The organism is Ferrimonas sp. YIN67 (assembly GCF_057219095.1).
In genome coordinates, this window is the sequence record NZ_JBXVVJ010000007.1 from 148,815 (window position 1) to 173,833 (window position 25,019).

Consider the following 25,019-nt stretch of genomic DNA (forward strand, 5'->3'; position numbering starts at 1 on the left):
TCCACAGGGCTGAAGTTAACGCCGCACCAGTCGGTAAGCCACCTCATGCAACCAGGTCACCCCCCTGGCTTTAAAGCGTCCATTACCCGCCAGCACATCGGTGCGTTCAAGCAGCTCTATCTCAAAGTGGTCGCCCAGTAGCTGCTGTACCTCGCCCTGCAAGACTGCAAAGGGCGGACCCGCCAACTGCGACTGGGGATATTCCAGGGTGATCAGCAGGCCTTTCGCCCCTGACGGAAGCAGAGCCGCCAGCTGCGCAGCGTAGGCTCGACGCATCGTCGGCGGCAGGGCGATCAACGCCGCCCTGTCGTACAGGCCGGTGCACAAGGGCAGTTGCTGAGCCGTCAGGGTCAGGAAGTCCCCTTGCCAGATCGCCAGCTCACCGCACTCGAAGCGCTGATGGCCTTCGTCCCGGCTCTGGCTCAGTACCAACCCGGATTCGGCAAACAGGGCCCGAACCGCCCGCTCATCCAGTTCGCTGCCACACACCCCATGGCCCTGCTGCAGCAGCCAGGGCAGATCCCGGCTCTTGCCACACAGGGGCACCAACACCCGCCCGCCATCGGGACCACAGTGGGACCAGTGCTGCACTAGCAGGGGGTTGGGCTCAGGAAGGTGAAAACCGATCTGGTCGGCTTCCCATTTATCGTGCCAAAACTGTGGTTCCATAAAACAGCCCATCTCTACCGGTTGATGGGTGACAGGCTAGCAAGACCGAGAGGCAAACCCAATAGCCGAGAATAAACAACAAAGCCCCTCCATGCTTGCCGGAGACTTTTGTTATGGCCTGGATTGTAAAAATACATTTTAAAACCAAGGCAATTTAGTTAAATGCCATTAAATAGAATATATCCATCATCGACTAAAGTTTCCTGATAGATATAAAAAGGGGAGGCAACATCCTCCCTTTTTTATATCATGTCTCAACTGACGACATTAAAAATCGAAACGCACACCGAGCTGAATTTCTGACAAGTCCTCACCGGTACTTGGCGTACGACCCGCATCACTGTTAAGGACTTCGTAAGAGGTCCATAACTGCATCTGCTTGGTCAGGGAGTGGACATATTCCACCTTGATGGAATCCGTGTCGCCGGACAGATCACAGCTGTTGAGGGCATAGCGCCCGTGGATCTGATGGGCGCCACTTTGCCAGCTGGCGTAGAAGGCCGCGGTGGAGCGCTCCTCACTGGTGCACGAGGTCACCCCTTTGACAGTTTCACCGTCATCGCCGGTTCCCACCACATTGCCGCTGGAGTTACCGCCGTAGATATCGAAGTCCTCCTCGGCCAGGTGGTAGAAGGCCGACAGGGTGATGGCATCGCCAATCTCGTACCAGCCCCGTACCCCGTACAGGTTACCGTTGTTGTCGCCGCGTTGATCGAAGATGGTAGCCGCCTGCAGCTTCACCGGGCCGATCACGTATTGACCCGCCACGGAGTACTGATCCACCGAGTCGCCATCCTGGTTCTTGGTCTGCAGCCCGGCCGCCAGCTTCCAGGCCTGGCCAGCAAATTCATAGTGCAGCAGATCACTGTCGATCAGCGAGCCCTGGCGCATGGAGTCGTTGCCGTCGGAGAAGTAGGCACCGCGCACGTACTGGTGGAACAGAGTACGCTGGGTACCATAGCTCACCTTACCCCAGCCCCCTTCCAGGCCGACAAACAGCTTGCGCAGCTCCGGGGCGGTTCCCCGATCGATGTCGGTAAAGTTCTCATTCTCCGACATCCCGTATTCGATGGTACCGAACCCACGAAGGTTATCGCTGATCTCAGCGCTGGCCCGAATGCCCAAATAACTCACGAAGTCCCGGCCATTCCAGGCATCGTTACTGCTGCCGGCATCCACATAATCTGCGCCTAAACGCAGTGAACCATAAAACTGGCTGTCCACGTCCGCTGTCGCCGCCCAGGCTCCTGCCGAGCCCATAGCCATAACCGCGCACACACCTGCCAATTGACCACACGATCGCCCACTCATCATCACAACTCCTTTGTCATTATTTGATATTTGGATGTTTGGAACATTACTTAACCGCTGTCTTTCTGGTTCACTCGATTTAGGTATATTAAGTGAACTTGGCCATCACCATACTTTGCTTAATCTTCATCCACATTGATCACGATCATTAATAAAAGAATAAAGAAATCGTGATATAGCTCCCGACCTCAAGTTATTTTTGAATCAATTTGAGCACAACCAAGCCGGCCTTACTCACAGGTTAATTGCCGAGTGGAATATAAAAAGGGGGAAAGTGTTCGGACGGGATCACTGCCGCAGCAAAAAAGGGAGGAGGCGCTGCGGCAAAGGGATCAGGCTTTGGGGAGCCGGAATGGATGCTCAGTTACTGACGGCCAGGGCAAGACGCACCTCGTTCAGCCAGGCGCAGTTGTCGCAGCCACAGGCTCGACGGTTGAGGTGCGCGGCGGTCAACTGGGCTTCGACATAATCCATCGCCTTGGTCAGTTCACGGCGCAGGTCCGCCAGTGACTTGTCCTGTGTCGCAACCATTTCGTCGTTGTGATTAAGCCACTTGCACTCCATATCCTGCTGACAGTAGAGGCAGCGCTCATCCACCGGGTTATAAAACACCGCATGGGGACAGAAACGCACGTCCATATTGTCGCGCATTTTTCGACGAGGATAGGCCAGCAACTCGGCCAGCTTGGCTTTGTCCGTTAACAACTCTTGCGTTTGCATCCGTTTTACCTCAGGGCGCTTCAGGATAGGGCTAGTCTGTCATAAGTTGAGGGCTTGCCCATGACCAAGATCAAGCGAATGTGGATTGGATCACGTTCTCCACCCTCCCCAAAGAATGGGGTATGCTGAGGTAAAATCGGGAGGGAACAGGGTGGACAGAGCCGGCACACTGCAACACTTCTACATCGCCGAAGAGCAATCCATTTACCTGTTGAAACAGGATGATGCCCGTAAGCTGCGGCAGTGGCTGTCGCTGTGCCGAGCGCAGCTGCACCGGTTGGGCTATCGCCGAGTAGAGCATCTGGGAAGTGGTGTTTTTGGCTTTGTTTTTTCAGGATTTTCCGGCGGTTCTGAACAGGTGTTTAAGTTCAGCCGACGCACCCTGCCCCCACACTTACAGCAACGCCTGGCGGAGGAGGCCGAGATCCTGGCCAGGCTGGACCACCCTCATATCCCCGCCTTCTCCCACTATGTCCTTGCCTCGGGCCAACCCATACTGCAGATGGCCCGTGCTCCTGGCCAGGACCTGTCCCAACTGGCGCGGCAGCATGGCCCGCTGCCCGTGACCTGGCTTGTCCCCATCGCCGCACAACTTGCGGAACTCTTGCTCTATCTGAGACGACTCCCTCACCCGGTGGTGCACGGCGACATTAAACCCTCAAACCTGATGTTCGATCCCGACTCGGACCACCTTTCCCTGGTGGACTGGGGCTCGGCGGTGCTGGCTCAACGTGACCATAATGACCATCCGGTCGGTTCGGTGCTGGGATTGTGTGACGGAGACCAGGGTTCCAACGCCCGCATGGGAGATGTCTACTTCCTCGGCCAGGCACAGCTTCGCGGTGCGCCATCCAGTCCCAGGTTCGATGAACAGGGCGCAGCCGCCACCCTCTATGCCCTGGCGTCGGGCCAGGATAGCCGTTTTGGTAAGGGGATCCTGCCAGCCAGCAGCCTTGGCCTGCCCCGCCCACTGGCCGAGATCCTGGACGCCATGCTGTCGGACGATCCCCTCACCCAGCGCCAGGGAGGCGACCATTTCCTGCAAACCCTGCCACAGAGTCGCCATTGGCTGTTGCTGCCTCCTCCCCTGCCGGCCCTGGCCCCGCTATTGCCCCTGGGGGATCAGCCAGCAAGCCGTGCCGTGGAAACCGTCACCTACAGCTCGCGTCGCTCCTTCCTGAGGGAGAATCAGGCTCGCCCCCTCACGGCCGAACGCCAGCAGGATCTGCAGATTGCCCGTTACTACCGGGACTTTCTCGAGGGAATGGGCGACAAGGAGAAAGCCTTCGTGATCGCCGTCAACCGCCTGGGTCACTATCCCCTGCTGGGGGGGCTTGCACTGCATTGGCGACATGGGGGCGTGGAGATCGACTCCAGCCTGAACCTGCAGGATCCGACCTTGAGCGCCTCGCTGATCCAAGCCATCAACACCTTGGTACAACTGGCCCGCGCCCTGACCCCCAAAGACAGCCAAGCCGTATTCAAGGCCTGCTTCTTCGATGCTCGTACCACCCTGCACCTGGAGCGTAAGGATCCCAACACTCCCTTTGTGCCCACTCCCCAACAGCAACTTACCTTTGAACTGGGGCCAGATACCGGCCACGAAGACAGGAGTCGACTGCACTCCTACTTCGAGGATGGCCGGGATCCCGATGAAAATCTGCGCCTGCCTCCGGGGATCCTCAACGAGCTGGCCAAGCTCAACCTGATCCACCACACCGGCTGCATCATCTTCGAGGTACTGCCGGATCATATGAAGATCCACTCCTACTTGAGGCTGCTTAACCACCGCAAGGAGAGGGAGTTTCGCGCCTGCCTGGAACGGATCCTGGCCCAGGTGAGTCAGATCGAGGATCTTGGCGTCTCCGGCTTTATGAAGCTGCCCTTTAAGAACACCCGACGCTTCGAATTCCAGGCCAGCCAACCACCTCGCTTTTACCCCAAAGATCCCAGGCGGCATGACTGGCAGGCCGAGCCCGGCGGCTGCACATGAACCGCCCTCGTCGACGCCGCCAAAGGCATTAGATAGGACCCCCCGGCGGGATCGGCAAGGGGGTCGGGATCATGCGGATCGTGGCATCTTCCAATCCAGAGCGAGCCACGTTTGCCAGCATTAAAAGATGCGCCCCCAAGCGGTCATCAACCCGGCGGGCACGCCGCTCCAACTGTTCGGCGTCGGCCAACAGGCGCGCTCGGATCACCCCTCGAACTTCCGGAGCCAGCGCATCATCGTGGTAACAAGCCAACAAGGTGTCCACCAAGACCGAACGCACCCTGGCCTGGAGGGCGGCGTCCAGATCCCGCGCCTGCTCCCCAAGCAGCACCTGCTCCGACAGGGCACTCAGCAACTCCTGGGCTCCAAGCTGCTCTGGATCAACCCAGCGTTGCGTCCATAGCCGGTTGAGGCGCTCGGGGGTCAACAGGGCCTGCAACACTGCCTGGGAAAAGATCTCCGCCAGCCCCAAGGGATCGGCCACCACTCCCTGGCGCCCGGCAAACCGCTCGGAGTGCCCACTTTCACCGTATGCCAGAGGCACCCAGATCCGTTGCAGGCGCTCCGGAAGACGCATCACCTCAGGTTGCAGTAGCGCCAGTAACGCCTGCAATGCCGCTTCCTGCCATTCAGGAGCCAGGACATGCTGCCCCAGCCCCTGGTAATCGTACTCCACGCCACCGAGGATCTTGCTGACCGCTTCGATTTGATAACGAGGTAACAGGTAAACAGGCACCAGCAATGCCCCCAGGGCACTGGCCGGCTCCCCCGCCAGCAGCGCCTGGGGACCCAGCTCGCTCAGAGCCTTGCGGCGGATCTTCAGCAGCTCAGTCAGGCGCGCCAATGGATCCCCACCGTTATCCCAAAGGTGGGCCGAAGGGTGGGCACTGGCCAGCCCCCGGGCGTCCGGATCCGAGAGAAAAACCAGCCCTGCACGCCGGGCCTGCTCGATCCGGGCTAGCAGGGCGGCTTGGGAGTGATCCTCGCCATAACCCAGGGCGATGGCGTGCCGGTCCCAGTCACCGAGCCCTTCGCCATAGGCCTGGCTCAGCTCGACTCGCCCGTCTCGCAAACGCAGATCGGGATGGGGATAATCCATGACCGAGGCATCACCGCTCATGGAGGCGGCAAAGTTATGGGCCAGACCCAGGGTATGGCCCAGCTCATGGGCCGCCAATTGCCGTAAGCGATCCAGGGCCGCCCGCTCCGTCGCCCTGCGTGCCTCAGCCCTGTCCGGCCAACCGGCGGTCAAGGCCCGGAAGATCAGGTGATCTTGACGTACCCGTAGCGCTCCCAAGGTGACATGTCCCTTTAAGATCTCGCCACTGCGAGGATCGATCAGAGTATCGCCATAGGACCAGCCCCGTGTGCTGCGGTGCACCCAGGCGATGGTGTTGTATCTCAGATCCTGGGGATCCACCCCCTTTGGCATCATCTCGACCCGGAAGGCGTCTAGGAAACCTGCCGCTTCGAAGGCCTCACGCCACCAGTTTCCCCCTTCCAGCAAGGCACTGCGCATGGGCTCCGGAGTGGCGGGATCCAGGTAATAGACAATGGGCTGCCGTACCTTGGAGGGCTCAGATCCGGGGGTGATCTTCTCCAGTCGGTGGCGAGGCAGGTAACGCACCTGCATCGATCGCTCCAGTGGCTGAGCGAAATCTAGGTAGTCATAGGCAAAGTAACCAGACTCGGGATGAAATGGCCGAGGTGCCATTACCTCCTCAGGCAGCGCCACCAGGGAATAACGGACCTGCAGGCTCACCAGGGTCGGGTCTACCGCCACACTGCGCAGCGCCCCCCCCGGATCCGCCCCGACAAAGGTCAGCAACACATCTACATCGGCGTTGCGGGGAAACGCCTTAACGCCGTCATGGAGGATCAGCGAGCGCTCACGGTCGAGACGGAAATGCCCCTGTTCGGTCTGGGCCAGGCGCTCGATGATCCCGTGCCAGTCCGCCATCACCAGCTCGGTCAGATCGATCCGTTCATCATCGATGGTACCGATCCACAGCACAGGTTCGGCAAACGCGCGGTAGACCGCCTCCCGCGTCGCCGCCTCCTTCGAGACCGCCCGAAAATCGCTATTGAGCTGACGCAACAGCAGACGCTCGCCATGACGCTCGAACTGCACCAGACGCCGGGTACCCAGCTGCCCCCGGTCCAACCCTATCTCATTGGAACCAAGGCCCGACGGCAGGCTGCTCACCAGCAACATCGGGGTGTTGAGTGGCGGCAGTGCAGCCGTCAGTTGCCCATCCCGATCCAACCGCCAATCCAGCCACGCAGAGAGCTCCCTGCCCTCCTTGGCACCTGGCGATGTGGCACACAGCAAGAGAGTGATGCCCAGCAGGGTGCGATACAGTGGTTTCCAATCCATTGGAATGACCCGGTTTTGACAATGTTCGCTCCAACCTACTGGGCAAGAGCCATAGACTCAAGAGGATAAATCCTGAGCGAACCGAAAGTTCCACGCCCACCGACGATCCTCGACTTCGCACCTGCGTCTGCATGTTGGTCCCTATCCTCTGGGCTCCTCGCCAACATCGCCAAGCGAGTCCTCCAGACGATCCATGCGAAGCAGATAGAGAGTGACCGCCACTGCAATCAGCAATAAGCCGATGCGGACAGCCAGCACCGGGGCCAGATAGATCGCCAGCCCGATCCCCAGCCACTTGCCGATCAGGCAGCGTTGCAACTGGGTTCGGGTCAGTCCGTTTCGCTGCAGGAAGTTGCACAGGTAGGGTCCCTGCCGTGGATGATTAAACAACCAGGCCCGCAACTCGGGTGAGGCTCGGCTGAAGCACCAGGCGGCCAACAGGAGAAAAGGCACGGTTGGCAACATGGGCACGAAGATCCCGATACTGCCCAGCACGATGGAAAGCCCACCGAGTCCGATCAGCACGGGCCGTAACAAGGGGGGTACCAGCCCGCCCCCATTCATCAACCTTTCGTCAACATCGAGGCAGTTAGCCCCACAATCACCGCATTTCACCTTCATGTTTTCGATCTCTATCACGGACACACATCCTCACAAGTGCAATTCTAATTAATAGTTATTCTCATTACCATTGCGATTCTATAAAATGCCGCCTGTATCACTGACTGAGCAGATCACCGGACGACACTGCAACGAGCCCATGGTTGGGGCCTTCACCCGCAAAGAAACCGCCCACATCCAGGTGATGGGCTCCCCCGTGTTGCCGGATGATCAAGCGGGCCTGTGGAATAGCCTGTGCCAGCAGCCCCCTCAGGCGGGGCCACGCCTGGCCTATATCCATATTCCGTTTTGCCGCACTCGCTGCAGCTACTGTGCATTTTTCCAGAACCGTTCCAGCGACGAGAAGATCGACGGTTACCTCAAGGCCCTGCTGGCCGAACTGGCCATGGCCAAGGACAGTCCGGGGATCGTCGGTGCCCCCTTTGATGGGATCTACGTCGGTGGCGGTACACCCAGCGACCTGTCTCCCCGGCAGATCCTCACCCTGGGGGAGGCGATCCAGGATGTGCTGCCACTGAAGACCGATGCGGAGATCACCTTCGAAGCACGTTTCCACGGCTTTGACGACGACCGTTTCAGTGCCTGTCTGGACGCGGGATTCAATCGTTTCTCCCTGGGATTGCAGAGCTTCAATACCGAGCTACGTCAACGGCTGGGTCGCATCGACGACGGCGATACCGTTCGGCGACGCCTGGAGCACTTTACGGCACAGGACCGCGCGGTGATCGTGGCCGATCTCATCTATGGCCTGCCGGGCCAGACGGTACAACACTGGCAGGACGATCTGGACACCCTGGTCGATACAGGTGTCGGTGGCGCGGATCTCTATCAACTGATCCTGCTGCCAGAGAGCAAACTGGGCCGTGGCGTCAACAAGGGGCTGGTGACACCGCCACCGGGCACCGAAGAGAAGGCGCAAATGTTCAAGGCGGGCGTTGAGACCCTGAGCCGGCATCACTTCAATCGCCTGTCGGTCAGCCATTGGGGGCGGGATCGCCGCGAGCGCAACCGCTACAACCATCTGTCAAAAGCCGGTGCCGATCTGATCCCCTTCGGCTCCGGGGCGGGCGGGCGCATTGCCGGTCATGGCGTGATGACCGAACGTAAGCTGTGCCACTACCTGGATCGGATCACTGCCGGAGAAAAGCCGCTGGTGATGATGACCCGTCCCCACCCGGAGCAGGCATTGCGCTTCGCCCTTGGCGGCGGCTTCGATCTGGGTTACCTGGACATGGATAAACTGGCCAACAGCACCGACACGGATCTGCATACCCGCACCGCCCCCCTGTTCGAGGCCTGGCAGCACAACGGCCTGATCCGAAGGGATGGCCGCTACCTCAATCTGACCCAGGCGGGTCAATTCTGGAACATCAACCTGCAGCAGGCGATCACCGCCTACCTGGATAACCAGCTGAAAAGCAAAGAGAGTGAGCAAGCCCAAGCCATGAATGACCTTTTAAATCAGATCAACGCCCTGTCCAAGAAGCAGCCTATGTCCTCCCTGGCCCAGGTGGGTCGTCAGTTGGGTCTTTCCGAGTTGGCCACCATCCAGTCTCTGCCGTTTGAGGAGGCCCGCGTGGTCGATGGCCGTCACTTCGACCGCCTGATGGCGGCCCTGACCGACTTTGGCCCCACCACCACGGTGATCGAGGTAGCGGGCCAGATCCTGGAATACAAGGGGGGCTTCCCGGAAGGCAGCTATGGCCATGGTTTCTATAACCTCAAGGGCGAGCACCTGCGCGGCCACTTAAACCCCAAGGCCGTGGCCAAGATCGCCTTCTGTCAGCGCCCCTTTATGCGCATGGACACCCGCTCCATCTGGCTGTTTGACGACAAGGGCCAGTGTAGCTTCAAGATCTACCTGGGCCGTGATGACCAACGTCAACTGTTGGCCGATCAGGTCGCCAAATTCCATGCGCTGGAGAGCGAGTTTATGGCCGCAGATCAGCGCGACAACATCGACAACGGCTCCCTGCTGCCGAATGACACCAGCACCACATTCGAGCTGAAAACGGACACACAGACCGAGTGCCCGGCAGAGGTGGTCGAAGCCGCCCATGCCGAGCAGCAGGAAGTGCCCAAGGCCTGCCCCATCAGTGGTTTCAAATCTGATGCAGTGGGGGCCGCCAATGACGGTGGCAAGGTGCGCCGCTGCCCCATGAAAAGCCTGCTGCGCTTTAAGGGCTAGAGCGGCCTTTCGGCCTGCGAGGAAGGAGCCTAGGGCGGGCTACGCCCTGCTAGGTTCTATGGGCAAGCGCCTTGGCCCTTCCTTAGCTCCTAGCTGCTGGGTGCTGGGCGCTAGGCGCTGGGCGCTAGGAAGAGCAGGTACTAGGTCCTAGGAAGGGCAGTGCCAGGTACTAGGAAGAGCACTGGGCGCTAGGAGCTGGGCGCTGTGTGCTGGATTCTAGGTGCTGGATGCTGGGTGCTGGGTGCTGGGTGCTGGGTGCTGGGTGCTGGGTAAGAGCTTACCAAGCTTTACCCTAGAGCCCAGGCTTTTCCCTAGAACCTAGGCCTCGTTCTCCTCAATTCGCTTCATCCGCAGCAAATGAATGGTCACTCCCGCGCAGATAAAACCCAGGCCTATCTTTACCGGAATCACCGGAGCTATATAGATGGCCAAGGCCATCCCCGCCCACATGCTCAACAACGATGAGAGCAACTGACGCTTAGTCAGCCCCTTACGTTGCAGATAGTTACGCAGGTATGGGCCCAGCAGCCGGTTATTGAACAGCCAGATCTGCATGCGTGCCGATGAACGACTGAAACAAAAGGTGGCCAGCAGCAGAAAAGGCACGGTCGGCAGCAAAGGAACAAAGACACCCAGGGTCCCCAGGCCGACGGCCAGGCAACCCACAGCGAGCAGCAGATAGCGCAGGGGGCCCCGGACCATCCCGGCCTGTTTAGGCAGTGGCGCCGTCACGACGACCGCTCCTGATCCGCCGTCAACCAGCGCTTCACCGTATCAAACAACTGGAGCAGATCGATGGGCTTGGTGATGTGATCGTTCATGCCCGCCGCCAGACTCTTTTCCCTATCGCCGGTCATGGCATGAGCCGTCATGGCGATGATGGGCAGGGTCACCCCTTTCTGACGCAAGGTGCGTGTGGCTTCCAGGCCATCCATTTCCGGCATCTGGATATCCATCAGCACCAGATCAAACGCCTCTCGGTCTATGATATTCACCGCCTCCAGGCCATTATCAACGACGGTCACTTCGTAGCCGGCACTCTTGAGCAGTTCGGTGGCCACCTGCTGGTTGATCAGGTTGTCCTCCACCAGTAGGAGTCGGGCACCCGCCACTGGCTGTTCTTCCACGGGTTGCGGAGCCTCCGGGGCTGAGCTGATCTCACCGGCAAAGGCATTGACCACCTCGTCGTAGAGGGCCGAGGCCTTGAAAGGCTTTTGCAATAGGGCGGCGATCTCCCCCTGCTGCACCTTCTCCATCACCGGCTGGCCGGAATAGGCCGTCATCATGACGATCTGCGGCCTGCGCTCCAACTTGCCCTCGTCAACCAGGTCATCGATGGCACTGACCACCTCCAGGCCATCCATGCCCGGCATCATCCAGTCCAGCAGCACCAGATCGGGCTGAAGCTGAGTCATAATTGCCAGGGCAGCCTGACCCGTTTCCGCGGTCTCCACATGGAAACGGAAATCCCGCAGGAAGGTGGAATATATCTGCAGTGCGCTGTGGTTGTCGTCCACCACCAGAGCGGTCAACTCACCAATGTTGGCAGGCAGGGCTGGCAGGGTACGTTCCGGCGCCGCCACCCTCTTGGCGTCGATGGTAAAACTGAAAGTGGTGCCCTCCCCCGGAGTGCTCTCCACTTCGATATCTCCCCCCATCAGGGCCACCAGATGCTTGGAGATGGACAGACCCAGGCCGGTACCACCAAACTGGCGAGTGGTGGAGCCATCCGCCTGACTAAAGGCATCAAACAACCGACGCTTCTGAGCCGGCGAGATCCCAATCCCCGTATCCCTGACCCAGAACTTCAGGGTGATCCGCCCCTTCTCCTCCTTGATGTCCTCGCAACCCAGTTCCACCTCACCTTCGTTGGTGAACTTCACCGCATTGGAGAGCAGGTTAACCAGGACCTGTCCCAGCCGCAGGGGATCCCCAACCAGGTGCAAGCCGGCACTGACCGGGGCATACAACAACAGCTCAACCCCCTTCTCCTGTGCCCTGATGGCGTTGATGGAAAGGGCATGCTCAAGCACCTTGTCCAGGGCAAATTCCGTCTGCTCCAGCTCCAGCTTGCCCGCTTCGATCTTGGAGAAATCCAAGATGTCATTGATGATCCTCAGCAAGGATTCGGCACTGAGGCGGGCCTTATCAACGTAATCGGACTGCCGCTCATCGAGCTGAGTACGCAGGGTCAACTGCAGCATCCCCAGTACCGCATTCATTGGGGTACGGATCTCATGGCTCATGTTGGCCAGAAACTCGCTCTTGGTCCGGTTAGCCAACTCGGCGTCCTGCTTGGCTTCCAACAGCGCCACTTCATTCTCTTTTTGCCGAGTGATGTCCTTATGGGTCCCAAGCAGGCGCAGCGGCTCACCCAGTTCATCAAATTCCACGGCCCGCCCCCGGGAAAGGATCCAGTGGTACTCGCCGCCCTTGCCCCGCAGGCGAAACTCGATGGTAAATGCCTGGTCGGGATGGTCCAGATAGTTGTCGATATAGCGCTCTACCCGCTGACAGTCATCCGGATGCATCAGTTCGTAGTAAGTGTCGATCAGCAGTGGAAACTCATCGGGTTGATAACCCAGCATGGTGTAGTAGGCCGGGTTACAGATCAGCTGATTCGAATCCAGGTACCAGTCCCAAAGGCCATCTTCCACCGCGTCCATGGCCAGGTGGTAGCGCTCCTCGGAACGTTTGATCTGCTCCTGCTGCTCCGATTCCCGGGTAATATCCCGGGAGACGGAGATCAACCCCAGCAACTCTCCACGGCGGTTGTAGAAGGGCAGGTTCAGGGAGTCCAGCAACAGGGTCTTACCCTCGATATCCAGTCGCTCCTGATAACGCTCAGGCGTGCGCTCCTCCAGCAGGCGCCTATCTTCCCGGGCGATCCGTGCCGCCCGTGCCGACGGATCCAGCTCGGTGACCGTGCAGCCGATGATCTCGGACTCACAATGACCCAGCATCCGCTCCGCAGCCTTGTTACAGCCCAGATAGCGGCCCTGAGTATCCTTGAAAATGATCGCCTCGGGGATGGCATCGATCAGGCTGCGCATCAGGGAAAAATCACGCTCACGTCGCTCGTTAGCCAGGCGCAGTCGTTTTGTTCGCTTCGCCACCAGTTTATCCAGGCGTCGATTCTGCTCCGCCAAATGGTGGGTATACTGCTGATTTTCTTCGAAGATCCTCGAGATCAGCTCAAACCATGGCTCCCAGCCCGACTGAAGCTTCTTTGGCGGAGGTTGTGGATGCTGGGCACTGAGTTCCAGGTGATGCAGCAGACGGGCGGCTGGGCTGACAAAGGCGCGGCGGGTCAGGTAATGCACCGCCGTCACCAGCACCGACAGCGCCAGGATCACCATCAGGAAGGTGATCTCCAGCTTATCCCAGGCGTCGTTGACCAGATCCTGCTCAGACTGGATATAGAGCAGACGCCAGGGAGCGTTCTCCAACACCACACTGCGCACATAGTGCTCGTTGAGCAGACGCCCGTCAGTGGCCTCCAACAGTTTCTCCACCGGCAGGTTATGCAGGGCCGGGGGGATCTTCTGGCTCAGCTGGTAGGTACGGGGCAGGCCTTCCAGGTGCATATCCGGGTAGGTCAAAATATTGTTGTCTTCATCCAGAAGCAGCACGGTCCCTGGCACCTCGAAGTAGCGTTCGATCTGCTGTGCCAGCATCGCCAGTTCCAGATCCAGGAACACAGATGCGATAAATTGATCGTTGAAGTAGACCGGCAACCCCAGGGTGGTGATCAGCTCCCCCTTGGCATTGCGCCGCACCTCGGTCCAGAACAGCTCCCTGTGCGGGTTGTTCTCCGGCTTGGCGTGCTTGAACAGGGGGGAATTGAGGATCCGTCGATTGAAGTTGTCATCGGTTTCCGGCCAGGGAAACACCGACATCATGCGTTTCTGGGAGATGTAGTAGATCTGAGAGGCCTTCGGTGCCATGCGCTTGGCCACCGGAAAAGACATCGACATCTGGTAGAGCATCTCCAGCTCATGGTAGAAGGAGAGTTGACGGTTTTCGAGCTTGCCATAGCCGCTGATCCGGCCCATGGCTTCAAAGCTGAGACCCGTGTCTTTGTACGTCGGCTCGAGGGCGAAATAATTGCCGGTTTCATCAAAACGGCCGATGGCCGGAAAGCGGTCGATACTGCTTACCTCACCCAGGGTCATATGGGTGGTAGCAAAATCCCTCAGGGATTCCAAGGCACGGATACTGGCCTCGAGCAACATCTCGATCTGCTGACTGTGGCGCGTGATATCGGCATGCTTCTCGGCGAGCAGGGTATTTTTTTGTCCCACATACACAAACCAGACCACCAGCAGGGAAAGCAGGACGACCACCAGATAGGTGGAAAAGACGGCCTTGTTGTATCGGCGTAGGATCGGCAACTTCACGAGGGTTATATATCCGTTGATTCTCGGTGTGGGGCCAGTGTATCAAAACAAATCCACCGGGCGAAAAACCCGGTGGTAAAACGAGATACCCAGCGGGAGACCCGGCGCCATCCAGGGGGCTGGGCACAAAAAACAGGCGTTCAGGGGCTAGGAAAAGCCAGTCCTTGATGCTCGATCTGGCCCCGAGCACCGGGATCCGCCGGATCCAGGAGGCTGCGCTCACGGGGAGCAAAACACGGGGGCTCCCTCACAGCCCCCGTTTCCCGGCAGTTTCTTGTTACCCGGCGCCTCGTCGCTACAGATTCTCCTCCGCAAAGGAAGCGAGGCGTGAGCGCACCACCCCATTGAGGTAGACGTTGGCACTGCCATCAAACATCTTGAAGCGCTCCACCAGATAGGTCAGCCCCGAGGTCACCGCCGTCATATAGTTGGAGTCGATCTGCGCCAGGTTACCTGAGCAGACCAACTTGGTCCCCTCGCCCATCCGGGTAATGATGGTTTTTACCTGGCTGGGCGTGAGGTTCTGACACTCATCCAGCAGCACGAAGCTGTTCTGGATTGAGCGTCCCCGCATAAAGTTGACGGACTTAAACTGGATATTGGCCTTATCCATGATGTACTGCAGGCTGGAAGCGGGACTCTCATCATGCTTGTGCAGTACCTCCAGGGTGTCGGTCACCGCCGCCAGCCAGGGCATCATCTTCTCCTCCTCGGTGCCCGGCAGGAAGCCTATGGACTCGGCAATCTCCGGCGTATTTCGAGTCACCAGCACTCGATCATAGCGCCGCTGCTCCACCACCTGCTCCAGTGCCGCAGCCAAGGCCAGCAGGGTCTTCCCAGAGCCCGCCGGCCCGGTCAGGATCACCAGGTCAATAGTAGGATCCATCAAGGCCTGCAGCGCCATCCCCTGGTAGATGTTCTTGGGTGAGATCCCCCAGGCATGGTATCCCATCAGCCGATCCCGCCCCAGATCCCTCAGGGTCACACTGCTCTCCGACAGGGCTTTCACCTGGCCGCAAAAGTCCTCGCCCTCATCGATCAGATACTGATTCAAGTAGAGGCTCTCCTCACCCAACTGTGAGCGCTCCAGGGTATGCTCGGTAAAGCGACCATGCTGATAGCTTTCCACCTCCCCGACCCGCAGCCACAACTCCCCTTCCAGTTCAGCGAACCCCTTGGCCAGGTAGCGGATATCATCCACCAGCTGATCGCTCCGGTAATCCTCCACATGGCGCAGACCGGCCCCCTTGGCCTTGATCCGCATATTAATGTCCTTGGTGACCAGCACCACGGCTTTGTCACCCTGAGTCTTTTGCAGGTAGAGCGCAGAATTGATGATGTCGTTGTCGTTGCTGTTACCGGGCAGGGCCACCCGGTTGTCAAATTCGACTTGATGATCGGGAAATATGGCCAGGGTTCCGGCCGGCTGGTCAGGATCAACGCCGCTGAGGGGGACCCCTGACAGCAGTTGCTCCGGTGAAGCGCCGCTGACGGCATCTTCCAGTGCGCGAATGGCAACACGCGCATCCCGGGAGACGTCCTTCTTGCGGTCTTTGATCTGGTCCAACTCCTCCAGCACGGTCATGGGGACCACCACGTCGTGCTCGTCAAATGAATAGATGGCGAGGGGTTCATGCAGCAATACATTGGTATCGAGCACGAACAATTTTTTCTCCACCTGGACCATGGCACCTCCGCTATGCTTGACCTTCAGATACGTCAGGCGGGGGCAACATCTGTCGCCATTGGCTAGGGCGACTCATGCGCCCCTCGCAGTTCTAACATGACAGATCGAACAGGCTTTGACCAGCCCACTTTCTGTCTGTTCCGGGCAGGTGTTCACAGGGGTAATTTGCTGTAATATACGCGCCTTTTTCCGCCCTACCGCTTCACTTCAGGAGTCGTGATTTCTATGTCCTTTGCTTTGGGTCAACGCTGGATCAGTGATACCGAATCGGATCTTGGCCTCGGTACCGTCGTAGCGCTGGAAGGCCGCATGGTCACCGTGCTGTTTCCCGCCACCGGCGATAACCGTCTGTTCTCCATCAATGAGGCCCCGCTGACCCGGGTGATCTTCAACCAGGGGGATGAGATCACCTCCGCCGAAGGGTGGAAACTGGTGGTCACCGATACGGAAGAAACCAATGGTTTGATCACCTACTTTGGTACCCACAGCGAAGATGGCAACGAAGCCTTTATTCGGGAAACCATGCTGGATCACCAGATCCGCTTCAACAAGCCACAGGATCGCCTCTTTGCCGGTCAGATCGATCGCATGGAGCACTTCGTCACCCGTTATCTGTGTCAGCAGCAGCGTCACGCCATGCAGCAAAATCCGCTGCGGGCCCTGCAGGGCCCACGTGCCGGCCTGATCCCGCACCAGCTCTACATCGCCAACGAAGTGGGCAGCCGCCATGCTCCCCGCGTCCTGCTGGCCGACGAAGTGGGCCTGGGCAAAACCATCGAAGCGGGCCACATCATCCATCAACAGTTGCTTTCCGGGCGAGCCGAACGCGTGCTGATCGTGGTACCGGAAACCCTGCAGCACCAGTGGCTGGTCGAAATGCTGCGCCGCTTCAATCTGCGCTTCGCCCTGTTTGATGAAGAGCGCTGCATCGAAGCCCTGGCCGACTGCGACAACCCGTTTGAAACGGAACAACTGGTGATCTGCTCATTGGATCTGCTGCGCAAGAAGCGTCGCTTCGATCAGGTTGTCGAAGCCCCCTGGGACCTGATGGTGGTGGATGAAGCCCATCACCTGGAGTGGAGCGAAGATAAGCCCTCCCGCGCCTACCAGGTGGTCGAGGCCCTTGCTGAAGAGGTACCCGGCGTCCTGCTGCTGACCGCCACCCCGGATCAACTCGGCCACCAGAGCCACTTCGCCCGCCTGCGTCTGCTGGATCCCGACCGCTTCTACGACTACGAAGCCTTCCTCAAGGAGGAGCAGGATTACCAGGCGGTGGCCGATGCCGCCGAGTCCCTGCTGGAACAGCACGCCCTCTCTGAGCCGGAGATCTCGGCACTGACCGCCCTGCTGGCCGAGCGGGACATTCGGGAGCAGCTCACGGCGATCCAGGCCGGTGACGAGGCCGCCCGGGACAAGCTGCTGCGGGATCTGCTGGATCGCCATGGTACCGGCCGCATGCTGTTCCGTAACACCCGTGCCGGGGTGACCGGCTTCACCGAACGCAAACTCAATCGTCATCCCGTGGCGCTGCCTAAGCAATATGCCACCGCCATCAAGGTCAACAACATGTTTGGCAGCGGTACCGTCCCGGCGGCGACCAAGGTGATGAATAACCTCTACCCGGAGAAACTGTATCAGCAGTTTGAAGGGGAGAGTGGTGGCGGCAGCTGGTGGCAGTTCGACCCCCGCATCGACTGGCTGATGGACTTCCTCAAGAGCAACCGCAGCAAGAAGGTACTGGTGATCGCCTCCCAGGCCGCTACGGCATTGCAACTGGAAGAGGCCCTGCGCACCCGTGAAGGGATCGCCGCCAGCGTGTTCCATGAAGGCATGTCGATCCTGGAGCGGGACAAGGCGGCCGCCTACTTCGCCCAGGCCGAGGGCGGCGCCCAGGTGCTGATCTGCTCAGAGATCGGCTCCGAGGGCCGTAACTTCCAGTTTGCTCACGATCTGGTGATGTTCGATCTGCCACAAAACCCGGATCTGCTCGAGCAGCGGATCGGCCGACTGGACCGGATCGGACAGACCCAAACCGTACAGATCCATGTCCCCTATATCGAAAACAGCGCCCAACAGCACCTGCTTGACTGGTTCGATAAGGGAATGGACGCCTTCGAACACAACTGTCCCGGTGGCCATCTGCTGCACGGTGAATTTGCCGATACGCTGATCGACGTGCTGGCGGGGGAGATCGATGCCCTGGCTCCGCTGATCGCCCAGACCGCAGAACGGGCCGCCGAGCACAAGGCCGCCATGGAAGCCGGTCGAGACCGCCTGCTGGAGATCAACTCCAACGGCGGAAAAGCCGCCGATCACCTGGTCGAGGCCATCAATCAGGCGGACGATGACACCGACTTCATCAGCTTCATGCTCAAGCTCTGGGACGTACTCGGCGTGCATCAGGACGATCGCGGTGAGAATGCCGTGGTGCTGCGTCCCACCGAACAGATGCTGTACTCCTACCCGGGTCTGCCTGATGACGGTGTCTCCGTCACCTTTGATCGGGACACTGCCCTGTCCCGGGATGACTTCCAGTTCATCACTCCGGCCCACCCCATGGTGGCTGCTGGCATCGATCTGATCACCAGCTCGGAAACCGGCTGTACCGGTGTGTCCCTGCTCAAGAACAAGGCCCTGCCCGCCGGCACCCTGTTCCTGGAGATGATCTACATCGCCGAAGCGATCGCCCCAGCCGAAGTACAGCTGGGCCGCTTCCTGCCGCCGACGCCAATCCGTCTGCTGATGGATAAGACAGGCAAAGATCTGGGACAAAACATCAGCTTCGATGCCTTCAACCGTCAACTGAGTCCCATCAACCGCCATACCGGCTCCAAGCTGGTCAATGCCTCCCAGAGCGTGCTGCATCCACTGATCGCCGCCGCCGAAACCCAGGTCGCCGAGCAGCTCGCCGAACTGGTCAAGAGCGCCGAGCAGAAGATGGAGCGCGAACTGGGGGGTGAGTTGGAGCGTCTCAAGGCCCTCAAGGCGGTCAACCCCAACATTCGGGATGCCGAACTCGATGCCATCAGCGAACAGATCAATATGGCCCGCGCCCACCTGGGCCGTGCCCAGATCCAGCTGGACGCCATCCGGATGATCGTGGTGACGCCGGAGTAATCCCTAGGTTCACAGGAATAAAACAACGCCCCGCATTTGCGGGGCGTTTTAATTTATGCCCACTGAAGACACTCCGTCTCCCTGCTGAAAGTTCTGCAAAAACAAGGTCGCAGGTCACAGATCAGGCATCTGGCACACCGATGGGGACCATCTTAACTATCGGTTTTTCAGTGAATTTTCTTCGCACTACCCTGTGCGCAATTCTTGAGGGAGATCTGCTGATGAATACCACCGTTACCCTGACCGCCATCGCTGCCGCGCTGGCTTCCAGTCTGGCCACTGCCAGCCCGATCCAGATCATCGAGCCGGCGGTGATCACCGAGCCGGAGAAGGTTGAGCTGGGGAAAAAGCTGTTCTTTGAACCGCGCCTGTCCCAGTCCGGCTTCCTCTCCTGCAACAGCTGCCATAACCTGAGCCTGGGTGGCGTGGATGCGATCCCCACCTCCATCGGCCACCACTGGCAGGAAGGCCCGATCAATGCCCCCACCGTGCTGAACGCCAAATACATGCTGGCCCAGTTCTGGGATGGCCGCGCCGCCGATCTGCAGGAGCAGGCGGCTGGCCCCATCGAAAACCCGAAGGAGATGGCCCTGCCCCACGATATTGCCCTGGAAGTACTGCGCTCCATTCCCCAGTATCAGGATGAGTTTGCCGCCGTATACGGCGATCAGGGGATCACCATGGAGACCGTCACCGACGCCATCGCCGTGTTCGAAGAGACCCTGGTGACCCCCAACAGCCGCTTTGACCAGTACCTGCAGGGCGATGAAAAGGCTATCACTGCGTTTGAGAAGGAAGGCTACGAGCTGTTTAATCAAAACGCCTGCAGCGCCTGTCACAACGGCCCTGCTGTGGGGGGCACCTCCTTCCAGAAGATGGGTCTGGTGAAGGACTACCTCACCGACAACCCGGAGCAGGGTCGCTACAACGTGACCGGCAAGGAGAGCGACAAGATGGTGTTCAAGGTGCCGACCCTGCGCAACATCGAGCTGACTTACCCCTACTTCCACGACGGCTCGGTGTGGGATCTGACCGAAGCGGTCAAGGTGATGCAGGAGGTGCAGTTGGGTCTGCCTCTGTCCGATGAAGACGCCGAGAAGATCGCCGCCTTCCTCAAGACTCTGACCGGCGATCAGCCACAGATCACCCTGCCGATCCTGCCACCTTCCAATCGCAACACACCACGACCCGCGCCATTTGCCAACTGAGGTTGTAGCGCCCTGTCATGGACAGGGCGGTTTTCGTTTGGCACTTGCTCTTGGGCTCAGTGTTTAAGGAGCGGACGCAGGAGCTGCCACAGGGCATGATCCCTGGGCTGAGGGGAAACCACACCATAGAGGCGTGAACGGCCATCGACCTCGCCGGGCTGCAGATCCAGGTAGAGCCGCTGGGGCGCCCCGGTGACAAAGGGCTCCACCCAGTCCAGTTGGGCCTGGTAGCCACCCAGAACCGGATCCAGCACCAGGGAGACCCCCTCGGCGGGGCATACGTGCTCCCGATCCTCGGCGACGGTCTGACACAGGCCCCGGTAATACTCCAGCAGCAAGCGTTCCACCCGATCCGCCGTCAGCCGCTGGCCTGGCTCAAGATCGAACACAAACAGGTAGGTGAAAAAGTCCTCGGCCAAGGGATCGTACATGCCCGGGGCAAAACGCATCTCCTCGACACCACGAAATGCCATCTCAGGGGCAAACTCCGGCGGTAACAGGATCCGCTCACCGCGCCACTGGGACGGCCCGGGCAACAGGGTCAAGATCTCACTACTCCCCCGGGGGGGATCCACGGTTTCATCCACTTTCGGCTGGGCAGCCTGGCTGGGTAAACCCAGGGAGAAAATGACCAATAAGCTCGCTAGGGGGTGCTTCATAGAGTCTATCCTTTGACATGCGGCTGTCTCCACTTGGTCAGATTCTAACTAAAAAGCAATAACTTTCGCTAATTGTTCAAAGCAAAAGAGAAATTTGAGCGGATTTCTCATTAGGTCTTGCTTAGCGCCAGACAAGCGCCTAAGATCGCGGCGGAAATTTTTACAGGAAGCCCTTTATGGACCCCGTTCCCAGTCCCAGGTGGGATTTGAATAACTACACAAATCAACATCATAAACTGGTGCTCAGAGTCCACACCCGATAGGGACACCCTCCCTGCTACTCTGTCACCGGTTAACGGAGGTGGAGTATGCAAAAAGAGCAACTTTTTGCCGCCCTGAGCCAAGCGCTCACCGCCAACGATAAGCGCGCCATTCGCGCCGAGTTGGATCAAATGCACGCCGCTGACTTTGCGTTGGCAGTGGAAGAATTTAACGCCCCCCTTGCAGCCAAGCTGCTGGATCTGCTGTCCCTGCCGGACCACGCAGAGGTGTTTGCCTACCTGGATCACCAGTTGCAGGCGGACATCGCCGAAACCATGCCGCGCAATCAGTTGGCCGCCCTATTTTCCCAGATGGAATCCGACGAACGGGCCGATCTGTTCAATCAATTGAGTAAAGAGCAGCAGCAAGCCCTGCTGCCTGGGCTGGCCCAGGCGGAGCGGGAAGACGTGCGCAAGCTGGCCAGCTACCCGGAAAAAACCGCCGGGGCCATGATGAGCAGTGACTACGCGACCCTGCGCAGCCACTGGACCGTCCGCAAGGCACTGCAGCGCCTGCGCCTGGAAGCCCCGGACAAGGAAACCATCTACCAGACCTATGTGATCGATGGTGATCGCCACCTGGTCGGTACCATCTCCCTGCGAGAGTTGATCCTCTGTAACCCGGAAACCCTGATCGCCGACATCATGCTGACCGAGGTGCTGTTTGTCCGGGTCGACGAAGATCAGGAAGAGGTCTCCGAAAAGATCCGTCACTATGATCTGCTGGCCCTGCCTGTACTCGACAGCGCCGAACGCCTGGTCGGGATCGTCACCTACGATGACGCCATGGACGCAGTGGTCGAAGAAGCCACCGAAGATGCCCAGAAGGCCGGCTCGGTTTCTGCCCTGGAAACCACCATGGATCGGGTTGGCTCCTGGGAACTGTACCGCAAACGGGTTGGCTGGCTGGTGTTACTGGTCTTTGGGGCCCTGCTGTCCGGCGCCGGGATCGCCCATTTCGAAGAGATCATCGAGTCCCACGTGGCCCTGGTGTTCTTTATGCCGCTGCTGGTGGGCAGTGGGGGTAATGCCGGCTCCCAGTCTGCGGCACTGATGGTGCGCGCCCTGGCCACCGGTGAGGTGGAGATGAAGGACTGGGTCAAGGTACTGGGCCGAGAGGTCTTTGTCGCCGGCTCCCTGGGGCTGACCATGGCCTTTGCCGTGTTTGGCTTAGGGCTGATGCGAGGCGGTCCGGAGATCGCCCTGACCGTGGCCCTGGCGATGGTGTGCGTAGTGCTGGCCGGCTCACTGATCGGCATGTGTCTGCCGTTCCTGCTGTCCCGGGTCAATCTGGATCCCGCCACCGCCTCCGGCCCACTGGTGACCACCATTGTCGATGCCACCGGCGTGGTGATCTACCTGGGCTTTGCCGCGATGATCCTGGATATCGCGATCTGATTCGATGCAAGAACAAAAAGGCGAAGCCCTCCGGCTTCGCCTTTTTTTGTCACTCGCATTCGGCCAACCGCCCGCCTGGACCCCAATGGGACGCTGCGCTTACCGGGCACATAAGACAGAAGAACCCGTCCCCCCTGCCCCGCCAAGCCGCAAGCCGCAAGCCGCAAGCCGCAAGCCGCAAGCCGCAAGCCGCAAGCCGCAAGCCGCAAGCCGCAAGCCGCAAGCCGCAAGCCGCAAGCCGCAAGCTGCAAGCGGCAAGCGGCAAGCGGTCGCCCGTCGTCAGGAGCCTGGAGCTTACCGCGCTCTTAATCTGCCGCTTGCCGCCCGCCGGAAACAAAAAAGGCCGCACGCGGCGACCTTTCCTATGACTGAGTGAGGGCTTTAGGCACCCAACAGGCTCACCGGCTTGGCCAGCACGCTGCGCTGATCGACATCCACCTGGGCGATCTGCACCTGGATGGGATCGGCCACCTTCAGCGCCACGGTCCCGTCGAAACTGGCGATCCCGGTATCCCCGCTGATCTCCAGTTTCTTCTTATCGACGCTCAGGGTACTGGCAGGAATAAAGGCCACTGCGCCGTTCTCCAGCAGGCGTACCCGGGCACCACCGCGATTGATGTCCATCACTTCCGCCGCGTATTGACGCTCGGAGCCGGCTTCCGCCGCCAGGTAACGGGCGTACAACCAGTCCCCGACATGACGTTCGCACATGCGGTGCAACTTGCGCATCTGGGCCAACTGCTCCAGCAATGCTTCGTCTACGCTCTGGCTCGCCTCGCTATCGGCGATCATCGCCTTGAGCAGACGATGGTTCACCATGTCCGAGTACTTACGGATCGGCGAGGTCCAGGTGGCGTAGCCGTGAAGGCCCATCCCGTAATGGGGCATGGGGACACCGGCCATCTCGGAGAAACACTGCATGCGGCGAATGCGCGCATCCAGGTAACCGGTTTCCTGCTTGTCCAGATCCCGACGCAGCTCACAGTACCCCTCCAGGGTGCCCAGACGTTCTGCGTCATAGCTCAGGCCATGCTCGGTCAGCATCTCCACCGCCAAGCCGATGCGCTCCGGATCCAGTCCGGCATGACTGTTGAAGATCCCCTGGCCCAGGGTCGATCCCAGGCGCTCGGCACAGGCCGCGTTGGCCAGGATCATGCACTCTTCGACGATACGATTGGCCGTGCGGCGGTGATCCACGTGGATCGCCAGCACATTGCCCTGATCGTCCACCTCGAAGCGGTAATCGGGACGATCCGGGAACACCAGGGCGTGATCATGGCGCCAGGCCGTGCGGGCATCCGCCAACTTGTGCAGGGTATCAACCTGCTCGGCGATCACCTCGGACTCTGGCTGCCAAGCATCCGCGACGCCCTCCAAACGATCGGAGACCTTGTCATAGGCCAACTTGCCCTGGCTTCGAATGGTCGCCAGGAAGAACTCGGCGATCCCCTGCTGACCGCCGTCGGCGGCGAGCTCGATGCGGGCACACAAAGCCGGGCGATCCGCCCCTTCCACCAGGGAGCACAGCTCATCCGCCAGCTGACGCGGCAGCATGGGGACGTTGTAACCCGGCAGATACTGGGTATAACAGCGCTTGAATGCCTCGGCATCCACCGCATCACCAGGCTGAACATAGGCGGTCGGATCGGCAATGGCGACGGTCAAAACCCAGCCCGTGTCCGTGGCTTCGACATGCAGGGCATCGTCCATATCCTTGGTGGACTCGCCATCGATGGTGACAAAGGGCATGGCGGTGAGATCCCGGCGCAGGACCCGATCATCCAACTGCCACTGGGCCGGATCTTCTGGCTCCACCTTGGCCAGGTTGTGCTTGGCCAGGATCACCCACCAGGGCACGTGGGGATCATCCCCCTTGGCCACCAACTCCGAGACTTCGGCGATAAAGCTATTGTCCCCTTCGCGCAGGGGGTGACGCTTGAGGTGGGCCACGACATAGTCACCATCCTGCAGCGCGGCTTCATCGACCGCCTTCTTACAGCGCGCCTTGATCCCGTCACGCATCAGCGGATGATCCGGCACCACATTGAGGCGCCCCTTGAAGCGTTTCACCCGGGCGATAAAACGATCCAGTGCTGGCTCCAGCAGTGCCTCCGGCTCGGCGGAGGTTTTGTCGTTCTCGGTACGCAACACCGCACTGACACGGTCGCCATGCACCACCTTTTTCATCATAGGTGGCGGCACAAAATGGCTTTCCCCCTTGTCGGTTTCAATAAAACCAAACCCCTTGGCGGTGGCCTTGATGGTGCCTTCGACCGTTGGCAGGGTCTCACGGATCTGCGCTTTGAGTTGCTGCAGCAGCGGGTTGTCTTGGAACATCCGGAATTTACCGTCTCTTGCTGGCTAAAACAGAACTGGCCGCCCTGGTAGGGCGGCCAGAAAAACGGCAATTG

At 59.6% G+C, this 25,019-nt stretch carries 15 protein-coding genes; 5 read left to right on the forward strand and 10 right to left on the reverse strand.

Going from position 1 to position 25,019, the window contains the following annotated elements:
* Positions 1 to 15: 15 nt before the first annotated feature.
* The 3 genes from AC2D8U_RS15195 to AC2D8U_RS15205 form a co-directional block, all read right to left on the reverse strand.
* The gene (locus AC2D8U_RS15195; RefSeq protein WP_484619924.1) at positions 16 to 669 is read right to left on the reverse strand and encodes a thiopurine S-methyltransferase; all 654 of its coding nucleotides are present in this window, start codon (positions 667 to 669) and stop codon (positions 16 to 18) included.
* A gap of 267 nt (positions 670 to 936) precedes the next feature.
* Positions 937 to 1,980: a porin gene (locus AC2D8U_RS15200; RefSeq protein ID WP_484619925.1), complete on the reverse strand. Its 1,044-nt coding sequence runs from the start codon at positions 1,978 to 1,980 to the stop codon at positions 937 to 939.
* Positions 1,981 to 2,340: 360 nt separating this feature from the next.
* Positions 2,341 to 2,700: a hypothetical protein gene (locus tag AC2D8U_RS15205; protein ID WP_484619926.1), complete on the reverse strand. Its 360-nt coding sequence runs from the start codon at positions 2,698 to 2,700 to the stop codon at positions 2,341 to 2,343.
* A 151-nt stretch (positions 2,701 to 2,851) separates the two neighbouring features.
* Here AC2D8U_RS15205 and AC2D8U_RS15210 point away from each other — a divergent pair, with 151 nt between their 5' ends.
* On the forward strand, positions 2,852 to 4,693 hold the full coding sequence (locus AC2D8U_RS15210) for a protein kinase domain-containing protein (RefSeq protein WP_484619927.1): 1,842 nt from the start codon (positions 2,852 to 2,854) through the stop codon (positions 4,691 to 4,693).
* A 28-nt stretch (positions 4,694 to 4,721) separates the two neighbouring features.
* On the opposite strand, the gene AC2D8U_RS15215 is transcribed toward AC2D8U_RS15210, so the two are convergent.
* Positions 4,722 to 7,070, reverse strand: coding sequence for a zinc-dependent metalloprotease (locus AC2D8U_RS15215; protein ID WP_484619928.1), 2,349 nt, complete (start codon positions 7,068 to 7,070; stop codon positions 4,722 to 4,724).
* A 141-nt stretch (positions 7,071 to 7,211) separates the two neighbouring features.
* Positions 7,212 to 7,634: a YbaN family protein gene (locus AC2D8U_RS15220; RefSeq protein ID WP_484619929.1), complete on the reverse strand. Its 423-nt coding sequence runs from the start codon at positions 7,632 to 7,634 to the stop codon at positions 7,212 to 7,214.
* Positions 7,635 to 7,776: 142 nt separating this feature from the next.
* Between AC2D8U_RS15220 and hutW the strand changes: the two genes are divergently transcribed.
* Positions 7,777 to 9,879, forward strand: coding sequence for a heme anaerobic degradation radical SAM methyltransferase ChuW/HutW (gene hutW / locus AC2D8U_RS15225; RefSeq protein ID WP_484619930.1), 2,103 nt, complete (start codon positions 7,777 to 7,779; stop codon positions 9,877 to 9,879).
* A gap of 318 nt (positions 9,880 to 10,197) precedes the next feature.
* On the opposite strand, the gene AC2D8U_RS15230 is transcribed toward hutW, so the two are convergent.
* From AC2D8U_RS15230 to AC2D8U_RS15240, 3 genes are all read right to left on the reverse strand, one after another.
* Positions 10,198 to 10,611: a YbaN family protein gene (locus tag AC2D8U_RS15230; protein ID WP_484619931.1), complete on the reverse strand. Its 414-nt coding sequence runs from the start codon at positions 10,609 to 10,611 to the stop codon at positions 10,198 to 10,200.
* Positions 10,608 to 14,279: a response regulator gene (locus AC2D8U_RS15235; protein ID WP_484619932.1), complete on the reverse strand. Its 3,672-nt coding sequence runs from the start codon at positions 14,277 to 14,279 to the stop codon at positions 10,608 to 10,610. Before AC2D8U_RS15235 ends, AC2D8U_RS15230 begins: the two co-directional genes overlap by 4 nt.
* A gap of 295 nt (positions 14,280 to 14,574) precedes the next feature.
* Positions 14,575 to 15,966, reverse strand: coding sequence for a PhoH family protein (locus AC2D8U_RS15240; RefSeq protein ID WP_484619933.1), 1,392 nt, complete (start codon positions 15,964 to 15,966; stop codon positions 14,575 to 14,577).
* Between the two features lie 225 nt (positions 15,967 to 16,191).
* Here AC2D8U_RS15240 and rapA point away from each other — a divergent pair, with 225 nt between their 5' ends.
* Complete coding sequence (gene rapA, locus AC2D8U_RS15245; RefSeq protein WP_484619934.1) at positions 16,192 to 19,083, forward strand: RNA polymerase-associated protein RapA; 2,892 nt, start codon at positions 16,192 to 16,194, stop codon at positions 19,081 to 19,083.
* Between the two features lie 221 nt (positions 19,084 to 19,304).
* Positions 19,305 to 20,291 (forward strand): cytochrome-c peroxidase, encoded by a 987-nt coding sequence (locus AC2D8U_RS15250; protein WP_484619935.1) that lies wholly within the window; start codon positions 19,305 to 19,307, stop codon positions 20,289 to 20,291.
* A 56-nt stretch (positions 20,292 to 20,347) separates the two neighbouring features.
* On the opposite strand, the gene AC2D8U_RS15255 is transcribed toward AC2D8U_RS15250, so the two are convergent.
* Positions 20,348 to 20,950, reverse strand: a complete 603-nt coding sequence (locus AC2D8U_RS15255) for a hypothetical protein (protein WP_484619936.1) — start codon at positions 20,948 to 20,950, stop codon at positions 20,348 to 20,350.
* A 308-nt stretch (positions 20,951 to 21,258) separates the two neighbouring features.
* On the opposite strand from AC2D8U_RS15255, the gene mgtE reads away from it, so the two are divergent.
* Complete coding sequence (gene mgtE / locus AC2D8U_RS15260) at positions 21,259 to 22,608, forward strand: magnesium transporter (RefSeq protein ID WP_484619937.1); 1,350 nt, start codon at positions 21,259 to 21,261, stop codon at positions 22,606 to 22,608.
* A 381-nt stretch (positions 22,609 to 22,989) separates the two neighbouring features.
* Here the strand turns inward: mgtE and AC2D8U_RS15265 are convergent, their stop codons facing one another.
* Positions 22,990 to 24,945 carry an exoribonuclease II gene (locus AC2D8U_RS15265; protein WP_484619938.1) on the reverse strand — a complete coding sequence of 652 codons (1,956 nt, stop codon included), beginning with the start codon at positions 24,943 to 24,945 and terminating at the stop codon, positions 22,990 to 22,992.
* Between the last annotated feature and the right edge of the window lie 74 nt (positions 24,946 to 25,019).

Coding starts and splice junctions, on each gene's coding strand:
- AC2D8U_RS15195 (WP_484619924.1), bottom strand. CDS start 669: ATGGAACCACAGTTTTGGCACGATAAATGGGAAGCCGACCAGATCGGT.
- AC2D8U_RS15200 (WP_484619925.1), bottom strand. CDS start 1,980: ATGAGTGGGCGATCGTGTGGTCAATTGGCAGGTGTGTGCGCGGTTATG.
- AC2D8U_RS15205 (WP_484619926.1), bottom strand. CDS start 2,700: ATGCAAACGCAAGAGTTGTTAACGGACAAAGCCAAGCTGGCCGAGTTG.
- AC2D8U_RS15215 (WP_484619928.1), bottom strand. CDS start 7,070: ATGGATTGGAAACCACTGTATCGCACCCTGCTGGGCATCACTCTCTTG.
- AC2D8U_RS15220 (WP_484619929.1), bottom strand. CDS start 7,634: ATGAATGGGGGCGGGCTGGTACCCCCCTTGTTACGGCCCGTGCTGATC.
- hutW (WP_484619930.1), top strand. CDS start 7,777: ATGCCGCCTGTATCACTGACTGAGCAGATCACCGGACGACACTGCAAC.
- AC2D8U_RS15240 (WP_484619933.1), bottom strand. CDS start 15,966: ATGGTCCAGGTGGAGAAAAAATTGTTCGTGCTCGATACCAATGTATTG.
- rapA (WP_484619934.1), top strand. CDS start 16,192: ATGTCCTTTGCTTTGGGTCAACGCTGGATCAGTGATACCGAATCGGAT.
- AC2D8U_RS15250 (WP_484619935.1), top strand. CDS start 19,305: ATGAATACCACCGTTACCCTGACCGCCATCGCTGCCGCGCTGGCTTCC.
- AC2D8U_RS15255 (WP_484619936.1), bottom strand. CDS start 20,950: ATGAAGCACCCCCTAGCGAGCTTATTGGTCATTTTCTCCCTGGGTTTA.
- mgtE (WP_484619937.1), top strand. CDS start 21,259: ATGCAAAAAGAGCAACTTTTTGCCGCCCTGAGCCAAGCGCTCACCGCC.
- AC2D8U_RS15265 (WP_484619938.1), bottom strand. CDS start 24,945: ATGTTCCAAGACAACCCGCTGCTGCAGCAACTCAAAGCGCAGATCCGT.